Genomic DNA, 12559 nt, shown 5'->3' with positions numbered 1-12559 from the left:
GCAGACTCATCTAGCTTCGGGCTTGTTCAACAATCGGGATAAGGTCGCGGCTGCGCGCGGCCTATCCTTATTTGTTAGAGTTTCTTATGGCAACTCAAAAGCATATCTATTTCGGTGAATTTTTATTAGTTCATCATTTTCATTGAACGTAAGAGTAATACTATTACTGAAAAAGTTAGAACTAACTCTGAAATTCCAATTAGTATAATCTTTTACTAAATAATACTCTTCAGCTAACGCACCTGAAGGTAACCTGTAAGTACTTAAATTAGCTGCCTCAATTCTTAATTTAGGGTAAGCCTTATTAATCGTTAGTAACTTTTCATAAACAATCGAATAAGTATCTCCAATCTCAACTTTGCTAGAACTTTTAGATATTTTAAGTGGCCATTTATCAAGAGAAATGTAATCACCGTTACCAACATCTCTAATTTTATTGAGTACACCATTCTCAAACCCAAAATCAACTCGTTCTGATTGGAGTGTTTCTACACCAGTTAGAACCCAATAGTCCCAGCGGTGAAAATGCTCTTTAACGCGTTCAACATTTTGAGGGCTATACGTAAGATTATATGTTTCTTTTGGGTAAACGTAATCGAATCCAATCAATTCCCCTTGTTCGATTAGGCTATTTGCTTTCTGATAACTTACTGCTTTCGAATCACCAATGTTAAATCCGTAACCGCCATCACTATCGATAGTATTGTTAATTTCTACAAAAGTGTAAAACCCCCAAAGGCCAATTACCAAAAAGACCACTAAAGATATAAGCCCTAAAAATATAAAAGCTAAATATTTAATCAATCAGCGACTCCATGCTTGAAACTCTAACAGCTTATTAAGCGGAAGCTCGATAAACTGCCTTTATAAATTTAACTTACAAATAATATGTCATTTTAAGCTGTTGAAATAAAGTACAAATTTATCACTAAGGCAAGAAAAACTGAAAATCAGGCTCGGCAAAAACGAGACGGTTGATGTAGGGTTTCCCTACATCCCAAGGCACTTTTCATGTTAATCAATGACTTAGCTTAATTTTAGAAGATTATCGAGACTTAAATAATCGATTTTTGGCTCTGTTTTCTCGCAAAAATAACAAAATCAGTTATAACTGTATATATGTACAGTATTTTGTGATTGGTGAGTTTGAGGTGAGAGCATGGCAAATCTTGGTTTTATTGCGGCAGTAAGAGAGCAAATTAGAGTTCGTCACTATAGCTTGCAAACTGAAAAGTCTTACTTGTATTGGCTGAGGTATTTTATTCGCTATTGCGGTGTTAGATCAGCAGGTGAATTGACGCCAACCCATGTTGAACGGTTCTTATATTATTTAAGCAGTCAAAGAAAAGTCAGTGCCAGCACGCAAAAGCAAGCACTCTGCGCTTTAGTGTTTGCCTATAAGCATGTGCTTAAGACAGAGACAGAAAATTTACAGTTTCCTTATGCGAAAGGGCCGACTAGGGTGCCGCAGGTATTATCTGCAGAGGAGGCTAAACGGGTTATTCAGTTATTACGTGGTGAACATCAGCTAATCGCCAGTATCTTATATGGCAGTGGTTTACGCTTGAATGAAGCCTTGCGTCTGCGGGTTAAAGATATTGATATTCATAGCGGCACTATCTTTGTTTTTAGGGGCAAAGGCCAAAAAGATAGAATGTGCATTTTACCAGAAGCTCTTATTGACCCATTAAAGCAGCAAATAGATAGGGTAAGGGAAATACATGCTGATGATCTTGATGCTGGTTTTGGCTACACCTCGGTGCCAGCTTCATTGTTTAGGAAGTACAAACAAAGTTTAAAGCAGTTCCATTGGCAATATTTGTTTCCATCAACGGGCCGATGTGTGCATCCCCATGATGGTTATATATGTCGGCATCATATTCACCCAACGGCATTTGGCAAGGCGTTAAGGCAAGCAGTTAAAGTGGCTAATCTTACTAAAATAGTCACGGCACATACTTTTCGTCATACCTTTGCCACTCAACTGTTAGTTCATGGGGCGGATATTCGGAGTGTGCAAGAACAGTTAGGACATAGCGACTTAAAAACCACACAAATATACACCCATGCGGCAGGGTTAAACCAATCGGGCTTGGTAAGCCCGATTGACAGGTAGGCTATTTATTATGACGTTGCTCAAGGTTAGCCAACACATCTTGCATGGATAGGCCTTGAGCTTTTAGTAATACCAGTAGGTGATACATAAGATCGGAGGCTTCGTTTACCAGTTCGTCAGTGTCATTGACGGTAGCGGCGAGGGCACATTCAACGCCTTCTTCGCCCACCTTTTGGGCGATGCGTTTGGTACCACGGTCAAACAATGATGCGGTATAGCTGGATTTTGGATCGTCCCCTTGGCGCGATGCGATAACCGTTTCAAGCTTACCTAAAAAGCCTTGGGCATCAATGTCATCAAAGCAAGAAACATTGCCTAAATGACACGTTGGGCCAACCGGATTAGCTTGGATAAGTAAAGTATCATTATCACAGTCTACCACCATGGATTTTACTTCTAAGAAATCCCCTGATGTTTCGCCTTTAGTCCATAAACGCTGTTTGGTGCGTGAGAAAAAGGTCACTTTACCGAGCTCTAATGTGGTGTTTAGGGCGTCAATGTTCATGTAACCCAGCATTAATACTTGGGCACTTAAGTTGTCTTGCACGATAACCGGCAGCATGCCATCTACTTTCTGCCAATCAATTTTATCTATGTTTACCATAATATTCCTTAAACAGGGCGCTTCGCTTTACTAGGAAGCGAGGGCGTCACTGCGTGACTTTTAGGGTGCTAGGAGTATGATGCCTCGCACCCTGAAATATCTATTTCCTGATCTCAATTCCTTGGCTACGCAGAAATTGTTTTAATTCGCTGATATCAATAATGCCTTTGTGGAATACTGAGGCAGCGAGGGCGCCGTCGACTTTGGCCGTATTAAAAGCATCGGCAAAGTGGGCCATGGTACCAGCACCACCTGAAGCAATTAACGGCACGTCACAGACGCTGCGCACTTTCGTAAGTTGGGTTAAATCATAACCATCACGCACGCCGTCTTTGTTCATCACATTAAGTACGATTTCACCGCAGCCACGTTTTTGCACTTCTTCTACCCAGTCTAAGGTGTGCCAACTGGTGGTTTTAGTTGCGGCTTCACTGCCGGTAAATTGTTTTACCTGGTAATCGCCGTTCTCAGCTTGAAAGGAATCAATCCCCACCACCACACATTGGCGACCAAATTCATCATTTAAGCGTTCGATAAGACTAGGATCAGACAGTGCAGGGCTGTTTACCGATATTTTATCGGCACCATAGGCCAAAATTTGGCGTGCGCCTTCAATGGTTTTAATGCCGCCAGCTACACAAAATGGAATGTTAATCTTTTCGGCAATACGCGCCACCCAAGATTTATCCACCACCCGCCTATCCGATGATGCGGTAATGTCATAAAACACCAGTTCATCGGCGTGCTCATTGGCGTAGCGCTCGGCCAATGGCACAATATCGCCAATAATTTCATGGTTACGAAATTGCACCCCCTTAACCACTAAACCATCACGGACATCTAGACAGGGGATTATGCGTTTGGCCAGCATGTGATTGCCTCCTGTACGTTGAAGTTTTCAATCAACAGTGCCTTACCAATAATGATGCCATTGGCACCTGAGTCACGTACATCGGCAACATCATCTAAAGTGGCAATGCCGCCAGAGGCTTGCCAGGTGATGTTAGGGTATTCACGGGCCAATTCACGGTACAGATCGGTATTGGAACCTTCTAAGGTGCCATCGCGAGAAATGTCAGTCACTAACACAGTCTTTAGCCCTAGTGGGATAAAGTTGGCTAATACGGTTTCAATAGACACCCCAGAGTCTGAGGTCCAACCCGATACCGCTACGTTTTTCTCGCCTTTATCGTTAATGTTGACATCAAGGGCGAGCACGATTTTATCGGCGCCAAATTGGCCGAACCATTGTTGCACCAAATCTGGCTGTTTGACCGCAAGGGAGCCAATTACCACCTGCTTAACGCCGATATCCAGTAACTCTTGTACCTGCTCAATCGAGCGAATGCCACCACCCACCTGTACAGGTGCGTCTAGGCCTGCTACTAATTCTTTAATCAGCGTGATCTGGCGTTTAGCGGGATCCTTAGCGCCATCTAAATCCACAATGTGCAACAGCGCTGCACCTTGATCTTGGTAGCTTTTAAGTTGCTGTAGAGGTGATAATTTAAATTCGGTTTTTTGGTTGTAGTCACCCTGATAAAGACGCACTACTTGACCATTAATTAAATCAATTGCTGGAATGATCATCCTTGCCACCTTAAAAAGTTAGTCAAAATTTGCTCGCCCACGGCGGCGGATTTTTCTGGGTGAAACTGTAGGCCAATAAAGTTGTTATAAGCAATGGCAGCGCTAAAGCGTTGGCCATAGTCGCTGCTGGCTACTGTGTAGTCACTGATTGGCGCACAATAGCCGTGTACAAAGTACACATAGCTGCCATCTTCAATGCCAGCAAATACCGGGTGTTCTAGGTCTTTAATGGTATTCCAACCCATTTGTGGCAGCGGCAAACCCGCAGGTTCAAATTCAACCACTTCGGTTGGAATTAGCCCTAAACAGTCTTGCCTCCCTTCATCGGAGCGTTTAGTCATTAACTGCATGCCTAGGCAAATGCCCATCACTGGCTGGGTTAAGCTGGTAAGGGTATCAGCCAGACCAAGCTCAGAAATTTTAGCCATAGCAGCGTTGGCACTGCCGACACCTGGTAAAATTAAGCGTTCGGATTGCTCGATAACCCTAGGATCGTTACTTAGGGTGACACTAGCCCCAAGGCGCTCAAACGCATAACGAACCGAGGCTAAGTTGGCGCATTGGGTATCAATAATGGTGACTTTAGCACCATTAACACCGCCTGCTTGTTGGCTAGGCATTACAACACTCCCTTAGAGCTAGGCAGGGCATCGCCCTCAACTTTAATGCATTGGCGTAGGGTGCGACCAAAGGCTTTGTATAGACTTTCAATTTTGTGGTGATCGTTATCACCAATGGTTTTTAAGTGCAGGGTAGCGCGCAGGCCGTCGGCTAGGCTTCTAAAGAAGTGACCGACCATTTCTGTGGACATTTGGCCGACCATTTCGCGGTCAAAATCTGCCTCAAATTTAAGGAAAGGGCGACCAGATAAATCCATCAGGCAGTGGCCTTGGGCTTCATCCATAGGTAATGAGAAGCCAAAACGACCGATGCCACGTTTGTCGCCAAGGGCGTTGCGGATGGCTTCACCAATGGCTAGGGCAACATCTTCAACACTGTGGTGATCGTCTACGTGTAAATCACCCGTCATGTTAACCGACAATGCAAAGTCGCCATGGGTAGCAATTTGTTCCAGCATGTGATCAAAAAAGCCAATACCAGAATTAACTGTTATTGATGCCGGGGCATCCAAATCTACGTCTACTTGGATTTGGGTTTCACGGGTATTGCGAGTAAGCGACGCTACCCTTGGCGCTTCTAGTAGGGCTTTAGTTATATCGCCCCAGTTGCAAGATTCAGGGTGGTACTTAAAGCCCTTGATGCCCATGGCGTCAGCCATTTGCATGTCGGTATCGCGGTCGCCAATAAAGGCTGATTTTTCAAAGTTAATTAAGCCCTTTTGCAGGTAGTCTTTAACTAGGCCAAGCTTAGGTTTACGGCAGCTGCAGTTATCTTCTTCAAAGTGCGGGCAAATCAGCTGGGCGTCAAAGTGAATGCCCTGAGTAGAAAATACGCTGAGCATTTTGTCGTGGGCGATTTGAAAATCTTGCTCTGGGAACGAGTCAGTGCCTAAGCCATCTTGGTTGCTGACGAGCACCAAACGGTAACCCGCCGCCTGTAGCTTTAAAAGCTCAGGGATCACATTAGGTTCAAAAACCAGTTTTTCTAGGGAATCGAGTTGCTTATCAACCGGCGGCTCTTCAACTAGGGTGCCATCACGGTCGATAAAAAGAATGTTCTGTTTCATTGACTACTTCCTGTAATTTGTTCGTTGATTGTCGCTAAGGTATGTCTTACTCGGCGCATGTGTGGCGTCGAGCCAATAGAAAATCGAATGCAATTTTTAAGTCGTTCAGTGCGGTATCGTCTGGCAATAATGCCGCTGTCGCTCAGGGCATCAAATACTTCAACCGGGTGGCTAAACTGGGCTAACACAAAGTTACCCGCGCTCGGCCAGACTTGGTTACATATGGTCAATTGTTGTAAGGTGTCAATTAAGCATTGACGCTGTTCGAGGGTTTGTTGCAATTGGTTGTGCATCAGATCTAAGGCCACATTTGACAGTGCTTTAGTGGCTAACTTGGCAATTGGCACCGGCACAGGATAAGGCGCAATCACTTTTAACATGCAATCGATGATATCGACGTTTGCAATGGCAAAACCTACTCGAGCACCAGCAAGGGCAAATGCTTTAGACAGCGTCCTAAGTACCACTAGATTTTGCAGCTTATTAATTTCGTCCACCATGGAATATTCCGGGCAGAAATCAATATAGGCCTCGTCAATCACCACCAGTGTATTTGGCAGCGCCTGACACAAATCGATCAGCTCTTGCTTTGGTAGCAGGGTACCGGTTGGATTGTTGGGGTTACACACAAACAGTAATTTCGAACTGCTCGCCTGCGTGGCTAAGTCCTGGGGCAGTGAAAAGTCAGCCTCTAACTGTAACTCGTTAATCGCTACGCCACAGGTTTGGGCGCTAATGCCATACATGCCGTAGGTTGGGCTGCAAAAGGCCACTGAGTCTTTATATGGGGTACAAAAGGTACGAATAAGTAACTCAATGGCTTCATCGGCGCCGCGACCGACAATGATTTGCTCTGGATGAACCCCAGCGTAAGAAGCATAACGATTGAGTAATGGCTCCGGCTGAGGGTCTGGATAACGGTTAATGCCCATTTCCATACCATTACAATTAGGTGATTCATTGGCATTAATCCACACATCACCATTGCCACCAATACGGCGGGCAGATTGATAAGGGGTAAGCGCATTAATTTCTGGGCGACACATTTTTTGCGCAAAGGTTAACTCAGACATTACTTTCTCCCTGCCAAAATGGCTTGTTTTCTTAGGGTCACGGCATTCTTGTGGGCATCTAGACCTTCTGCTGCCGCAAGGGTTTCAACACAATCTGCCAGGTTTAACAACCCCTCTTCAGTTAGGGTCTGTACCGTAAAACGACGTTGAAAATCCGCCAATGACAAACTTGATACGGTTTTACTGTAACCATAAGTCGGCAGTACATGGTTAGTGCCAGAGGCATAATCACCGACCGATTCAGGACTATAGGCGCCCACAAATACACTGCCTGCGGCGCGTATTTGGCTGACTATGTCGCTGGCATTGTCAGTTTGAATAATTAGGTGTTCAGGGCCATACCGGTTAGACACCTTTACCGCTTCATCAATAGATTCTGTGATGATAATACGGCTGTGTTCAAGGGCACCTAGGGCAATGTCACGCCTTGGTAGGGCGGCTAATTGCAGCGCCAACTGCTCCTGTACGCTTTTTGCCGTACCTTCGCTGTTGGTCACTAAAATAACTTGGGAATCAGGGCCGTGTTCGGCTTGGGATAACAAGTCTGCCGCGACAAATGCGGCATTGGCCTGCCCATCAGCAATCACTAGCACTTCTGATGGGCCCGCCGGCATATCAATGGCTGCACCTTGAACGTCCTGGGACACCAAGGTTTTGGCCATGGTGACAAAACGGTTGCCTGGACCATAGATTTTATCCACCGCGTTTAAGCCATCAATGCCATAGGCTAGGGCAGCAATAGCTCCGGCACCGCCACTGACCAGTATTTGTTGTACGCCGCATGCTTTAGCAGCGTAAACAATGGCAGGGTGAAGTTTTGGGGTGGCCAGTACAATACGTTGACAACCGGCAATTTGGGCTGGAACCGCCAGCATAATAACGGTTGAAATCAATGGCGCACTGCCACCTGGCACATATAAACCCACAGACTCAATGGCTTCAGTGCGTAACTCGCAGTTCACCCCTGGCATGGTTTCTACCGCTAAGGTTTGTTGCTGTTGGGCGCAGTGGAAACGTTTAACGTTGCTAATGGCGGTGTTAATGGCAGCTTTAAGCTCGCAAGATATATCCGTTGTGAGGCTGGCGACTTCTACTAACAACTGCGCTGGCTTTGCACCATCAAAACGTTCGGCCAAGTCCAATAGGGCATTTGCACCATCTTTTTGCACCGACTCAATAATGGCCTGTACTTGGGATTCAAGCTTAGGATCATTGGTCAGCGGGCTCCGACTTAACACCTGGTTTTGCTGCTGGGTGCTAAGGGCACCCCATTGGACGCTTTGCATGATTACCCCAACATTTTCTCTATTGGCATTACTAGTACAGAAGAGGCACCTAGGTCGCGCAGTTGCTCCATGGTATCCCAGAAAAGGTCTTCCGAGCTTACCGCGTGAATCGCCACTTTGTCCGAGCCATCAGACAAAGGCAAAATGGTTGGGTTTTCCGCACCAGGTAATAGATCAACCACAGCAGCAACCTTATCTTTAGGGGCGTGTAGCATGATGTATTTAGATTCACGGGCTTTAATCACACCATTAATACGAGTCAGTAGGGTATCAACCAGTTGTTGTTGCTCAGGGGCTATCGCTTCTGTTTTTTGTACTAATGCCGCAGTGGATTTAAATATTACTTGGGTTTCGGCTAGGCCATTGGCCTCTAAGGTGGCACCAGTAGAAACAAGGTCACAAATACCATCAGCAAGGCCGGCACGCGGCGCCACCTCTACTGAACCTTTGAGCATACAGTCAGAATAATTTACCCCTTGCTCCGCCATGTAACGGCGCAGTAGGTAAGGGTAGGTCGTGGCGATACGAGTACCCTCTAGGGATTTTACCCCTTGGTAATCAAATTCGTTTGGCACCGCTAAAGATAAACGACACTTACCAAAGTCCAGTGGCTTAAGTTTGTTGTAGCTGGCACTGCGACCGCTGGCTAAACGCTCTAGCTCTTCTTCCTCGAGTACGTTCTCACCAATAATGCCTAAATCGACCACGCCATCCATTAGTAAACCCGGAATATCATCATCACGCACACGCAATAAATCGATAGGAAGGTTTTCCACATGGGCAATTAAGCGTTGCTCGTTAACGTTAAATTTTAAGCCACACTTTTTAAGTAGCTTTTGAGACTCGATTGCTAATCGGCCTGATTTTTGTACTGCAATTCTTAATCTTGCTTGAGTCATAACTTTTTCCTTGACCTAAAACTAAAAAACCCTTGGAAACTTCCAAGGGTTTTATGATCTACCATCAGAAGTTTCCCTTCCGACAGATGCGCGAAAGGCTACCAAAAAATGATATGAAGATGATGGTGAGCAATTCGAACGGTAGTCATTGAGTATTCCTATAATTTAAAAATTAACGAACAGTTTCGTTTCTCTCGTTAGTTGATTATTACACTACCTAGCAAAAAAACAATTTTCAAACAGTATTTAAGCTTTTAAGCTAAAAATTAATTTTATTCATAATCTAGCACAATAATCGCAATACTCGCTTGCAACTGTTGCAATTAAGCGCGGTGAGTACTGAAGGTTTTTTTCTTTAGAATTCAGTTCAAAGTGTTACAATCAAGTCTCTGTTTTTATTTGAGTTAGACTTTTGCAGGCAACTAGATTTACACAAGTTTTTGGCCGAGGTGGGCAATTAAGCAAGCTGGTTTTGGGCTATCGTGCTCGGCGTGGCCAGGCGCAGTTGAGTTATCGTTGCTTTAACGCGTTAGTTCATCAGCAAACTCATTTAATTGAAGCACCCACGGGATTAGGTAAATCCTTAGCATATTTGATTGCCGCTTTAGAAAATAAAAAAAATATCATCATTTCTACGGCCACCAAAAATTTACAACAACAGTTGTTAACCAAAGATGTACCGATTGCTTTACAAACCCAAAATAACAAGGTATCGGTTGCTGTCTTTAAAGGTTGGCAAAACTATTTATGTAAACAGTTTTTTGAAGAAACGCTGCATCAAATAGAGTCATTATACCCAACGACAAAAGAGCAATTATTAAAAGTACACCATTGGCAGACTTCCACCACTAATGGTGATTTAGATGAATACCCCTATGGCAGTTTGCAACCTCGACTTAAGCATTCTATTACCGCTCGCGCCGCAACCTGTTTAGGTGAACAATGCCCTAAACGGGACAATTGTTTTTATTTCAAAGCAAAAGCAAAAGCTGAAACAAGCAATATTTTAATCGTCAACCATCACTTGTTATTGAGCCATCATGCTCAGCAAGAATTGTGGTTAGCGAATCGCTATGGCGTTATCATTGATGAAGCTCATCGTTTACCTGAGCTGGGTTTGCAGTATTTATCAGATAAATTTGCATTAAATGGTTTATGGGTATTGAGCAGACAATTACGCTTGGCATTACAAGAAAGCGTTTATGTAGACGATGAGGCTGTCAATTTAATTGATTGGGCACAGCAGTTACATGAGCAATTACAGCAATATCTACATGGCTACCACTCTGATCTCTCTGCAAGGCAACATTTGTTAGCATGGCAGGACTTTGGTTTATGGCGTAATCAGATCAATAAACTGTTAACTGGCATCAAAATTGAACAACAACCTTTGTTAACCAGCTTATATTTTGATTTTAAACATTGGTTGAAACAGTTTGATAGCCTTATCCAAGATCAACGACATATGTTGATGCTATCAAATCTTGGGTCCACCTGGTATTTGCACCACCTTAAGGATGATTTGCCTAAGCGCTGGCAACAATTTTGGCAAAACTTACCTGAGGCCAAAGTGTTGTTATCCGCCACTTTGTCGGTAAACAATAATGCTAACTCTTTGGTGCAGACACTCGGCCTAAGTCAGGCCCGTTTTAAACGTTACGCTAGTATCTTTGATTATCGCAAGAGTCAAATGTTGCTGCCACAATTTGATAGCAATAGGGATTATCATGAGCAGCTTAGTCAATTGGTGATACAACTGAGCAATGCTTCGCGTGGTCGCACTATGGTGTTATGTACTTCCAAGGCAGCAGTAGAGGATATCGCTCAACGCTTAGTCCAAGCGAGTCAATGGCCGGTATTAGTTCAAGGTCAATTTGATAATGCCCAATTAGTGAGCAAGTTTAGATTGTTAGGTAATGCCGTTTTAGTGGCCACTCGCAGCTTTTGGGAAGGTATCGATATTAAAGGACAATCATTAACAACCTTGGTAATAGATAAAATTCCTTTCCAATCGCCCTACAGTATCAGTGCCCAGTGGTTAAAACTGCAGAATAATCAACCAAGCGATCCGTTTGTAAACTACTATCTTCCTCAAGCCGTGTTAACATTACGTCAAGGGGTGGGGCGCTTAATTAGAAGTGAAAAAGATGTTGGCCTGTTAGTGTTAGCAGACCCAAGGTTAACCAGTAACGACTATGGTCAAACCATTTTAAATAATTTACCGCCATTTAATTTGCTCGAAACCCAAGAGCAAGCACAAGCATTTTTAAGTGAGATCAGATGAATAAAACTATACTTGCCGTTGATACCTGTACCGAATTGTGCTCAGTTGCCTTGAGCCATAATGGCGAGATTTACCATCAAGAATTTGACGCTCCTAGGGAGCACTCACAACGTTTACTACCAATGGTTGATGAGATATTAAAAACTCAATCATTAAAAATAAAAGATGTCGATGTGTTGGCTTTTGGTCGCGGCCCTGGCAGTTTCACTGGCATTCGCATTTGTACGTCAATGGTTCAAGGTTTAGCCCTTGGTGCCGATAAACCTTTAGCGCCAGTATCTACCTTAGCGGCAATGGCAACCGAGGCCTTTGAACATCATGATTGTGATTATGTGGCAACGGCCATCGATGCCCGTATGGGTGAGGTATACTTTGCTTTATACCAGAAAAAAAACGACCAAGTTGAACTGGTGATTGACGAACAAGTGATTTCCCCAGAGCAACTGATGCAGGCGATTACCTTACCAGAGGGCGATATTATTGCAGTAGGTACCGGCTTTGAGGCCTACGAGTCTTTATTTGCCGACCTTAAGCGTTCAGAACATGGTCGTTTGCCCAAGGCTAAATATATGATCCCTGATGCACAGCGCCTTATCACTGCGGGGGCTTTAACCGATGTGGATAACGTAGAGCCGATTTATCTACGCAATACTGTGACTTGGAAGAAGCTTCCTGGCCGAGAATAAAGACGCGAATAAACGAATTAAAAGCAAGGAAGTTTAATGCAACCGATTAAAGGCACGTTATACGTACCCAATGGTAATGGCGTCAGGCTGTTTAAGCCTGATAAAAAAGCAAAAACTCAGGCAGAGACGACAAAGTCCGAACCTGAGTTAATGCCGGTACGTGCCTTAAATGAGCAACAGGTTGCCCAAATTGAATCCTTTATGGCCCATGAGGGAGTCTCTTTTCAAGGAGAACATGCCATAGAAGAATATTTGGCCACCAAAAACTACCAAGAGCGTGAGCGTATTAAAGCCATGATTGGCTTTGAAATTTACGTCTAAGATAAATCCCCTC

At 44.1% G+C, this 12559-nt stretch carries 13 protein-coding genes; 4 read left to right on the top strand and 9 right to left on the bottom strand.

Annotated elements, in window-relative coordinates; all coding sequences use genetic code 11:
- Positions 1 to 84: 84 nt before the first annotated feature.
- Positions 85 to 804 carry a hypothetical protein gene (locus tag GFB48_RS04850; RefSeq protein ID WP_163931942.1) on the bottom strand — a complete coding sequence of 240 codons (720 nt, stop codon included), beginning with the start codon at positions 802 to 804 and terminating at the stop codon, positions 85 to 87.
- Between the two features lie 355 nt (positions 805 to 1159).
- On the opposite strand from GFB48_RS04850, the gene GFB48_RS04845 reads away from it, so the two are divergent.
- A complete protein-coding gene (locus GFB48_RS04845; protein WP_163931939.1) occupies positions 1160 to 2116 on the top strand; it encodes an integron integrase in 957 nt (318 codons plus the stop codon).
- A 1-nt stretch (position 2117) separates the two neighbouring features.
- Here the strand turns inward: GFB48_RS04845 and hisIE are convergent, their stop codons facing one another.
- The 8 genes from hisIE to hisG all read right to left on the bottom strand — a co-directional run bounded on the left by hisIE (position 2118) and on the right by hisG (position 9255).
- Positions 2118 to 2720, bottom strand: coding sequence for a bifunctional phosphoribosyl-AMP cyclohydrolase/phosphoribosyl-ATP diphosphatase HisIE (gene hisIE / locus GFB48_RS04840; protein ID WP_163931936.1), 603 nt, complete (start codon positions 2718 to 2720; stop codon positions 2118 to 2120).
- A 100-nt stretch (positions 2721 to 2820) separates the two neighbouring features.
- Positions 2821 to 3591 (bottom strand): imidazole glycerol phosphate synthase subunit HisF, encoded by a 771-nt coding sequence (gene hisF, locus GFB48_RS04835; RefSeq protein WP_163931933.1) that lies wholly within the window; start codon positions 3589 to 3591, stop codon positions 2821 to 2823.
- Positions 3573 to 4310: a 1-(5-phosphoribosyl)-5-[(5-phosphoribosylamino)methylideneamino]imidazole-4-carboxamide isomerase gene (gene hisA / locus GFB48_RS04830; protein WP_163931930.1), complete on the bottom strand. Its 738-nt coding sequence runs from the start codon at positions 4308 to 4310 to the stop codon at positions 3573 to 3575. Before hisA ends, hisF begins: the two co-directional genes overlap by 19 nt.
- Positions 4307 to 4930, bottom strand: a complete 624-nt coding sequence (gene hisH / locus GFB48_RS04825; protein ID WP_163931928.1) for an imidazole glycerol phosphate synthase subunit HisH — start codon at positions 4928 to 4930, stop codon at positions 4307 to 4309. The genes hisA and hisH overlap by 4 nt, the downstream gene beginning before the upstream one ends.
- Entirely contained in the window at positions 4930 to 5997 is a 1068-nt protein-coding gene (gene hisB, locus GFB48_RS04820; RefSeq protein ID WP_163931926.1) for a bifunctional histidinol-phosphatase/imidazoleglycerol-phosphate dehydratase HisB, read from the bottom strand. The genes hisH and hisB overlap by 1 nt, the downstream gene beginning before the upstream one ends.
- The gene (gene hisC / locus GFB48_RS04815) at positions 5994 to 7070 is read right to left on the bottom strand and encodes a histidinol-phosphate transaminase (RefSeq protein ID WP_163931925.1); all 1077 of its coding nucleotides are present in this window, start codon (positions 7068 to 7070) and stop codon (positions 5994 to 5996) included. Before hisC ends, hisB begins: the two co-directional genes overlap by 4 nt.
- On the bottom strand, positions 7070 to 8356 hold the full coding sequence (gene hisD / locus GFB48_RS04810; protein ID WP_163931923.1) for a histidinol dehydrogenase: 1287 nt from the start codon (positions 8354 to 8356) through the stop codon (positions 7070 to 7072). Before hisD ends, hisC begins: the two co-directional genes overlap by 1 nt.
- Positions 8357 to 8358: 2 nt before the next feature.
- Positions 8359 to 9255, bottom strand: coding sequence for an ATP phosphoribosyltransferase (gene hisG / locus GFB48_RS04805; protein ID WP_163931921.1), 897 nt, complete (start codon positions 9253 to 9255; stop codon positions 8359 to 8361).
- Positions 9256 to 9760: 505 nt separating this feature from the next.
- On the opposite strand from hisG, the gene GFB48_RS04800 reads away from it, so the two are divergent.
- Genes GFB48_RS04800 through GFB48_RS04790 form a run of 3 tightly spaced genes read left to right on the top strand, consistent with a single transcriptional unit; the run spans position 9761 to position 12546 of the window.
- Positions 9761 to 11539 (top strand): ATP-dependent DNA helicase, encoded by a 1779-nt coding sequence (locus GFB48_RS04800; protein WP_205597681.1) that lies wholly within the window; start codon positions 9761 to 9763, stop codon positions 11537 to 11539.
- A complete protein-coding gene (gene tsaB, locus GFB48_RS04795) occupies positions 11536 to 12225 on the top strand; it encodes a tRNA (adenosine(37)-N6)-threonylcarbamoyltransferase complex dimerization subunit type 1 TsaB (protein WP_163931917.1) in 690 nt (229 codons plus the stop codon). The genes GFB48_RS04800 and tsaB overlap by 4 nt, the downstream gene beginning before the upstream one ends.
- Positions 12226 to 12261: 36 nt before the next feature.
- A complete protein-coding gene (locus GFB48_RS04790; protein WP_163931914.1) occupies positions 12262 to 12546 on the top strand; it encodes a hypothetical protein in 285 nt (94 codons plus the stop codon).
- The last annotated feature ends 13 nt before the right edge of the window (positions 12547 to 12559 follow it).

The organism is Paraferrimonas sp. SM1919, from assembly GCF_010993985.1.
In the GTDB taxonomy this organism is placed as follows: domain Bacteria; phylum Pseudomonadota; class Gammaproteobacteria; order Enterobacterales; family Shewanellaceae; genus SM1919.
The sequence above is the reverse complement of the archived record's forward strand: the minus strand, read 5'-3'. Positions and strand labels throughout refer to the sequence as shown.

Coding starts and splice junctions, on each gene's coding strand:
- GFB48_RS04845 (WP_163931939.1), top strand. CDS start 1,160: ATGGCAAATCTTGGTTTTATTGCGGCAGTAAGAGAGCAAATTAGAGTT.
- hisIE (WP_163931936.1), bottom strand. CDS start 2,720: ATGGTAAACATAGATAAAATTGATTGGCAGAAAGTAGATGGCATGCTG.
- hisF (WP_163931933.1), bottom strand. CDS start 3,591: ATGCTGGCCAAACGCATAATCCCCTGTCTAGATGTCCGTGATGGTTTA.
- hisA (WP_163931930.1), bottom strand. CDS start 4,310: ATGATCATTCCAGCAATTGATTTAATTAATGGTCAAGTAGTGCGTCTT.
- hisH (WP_163931928.1), bottom strand. CDS start 4,930: ATGCCTAGCCAACAAGCAGGCGGTGTTAATGGTGCTAAAGTCACCATT.
- hisB (WP_163931926.1), bottom strand. CDS start 5,997: ATGAAACAGAACATTCTTTTTATCGACCGTGATGGCACCCTAGTTGAA.
- hisC (WP_163931925.1), bottom strand. CDS start 7,070: ATGTCTGAGTTAACCTTTGCGCAAAAAATGTGTCGCCCAGAAATTAAT.
- hisD (WP_163931923.1), bottom strand. CDS start 8,356: ATGCAAAGCGTCCAATGGGGTGCCCTTAGCACCCAGCAGCAAAACCAG.
- hisG (WP_163931921.1), bottom strand. CDS start 9,255: ATGACTCAAGCAAGATTAAGAATTGCAGTACAAAAATCAGGCCGATTA.
- tsaB (WP_163931917.1), top strand. CDS start 11,536: ATGAATAAAACTATACTTGCCGTTGATACCTGTACCGAATTGTGCTCA.
- GFB48_RS04790 (WP_163931914.1), top strand. CDS start 12,262: ATGCAACCGATTAAAGGCACGTTATACGTACCCAATGGTAATGGCGTC.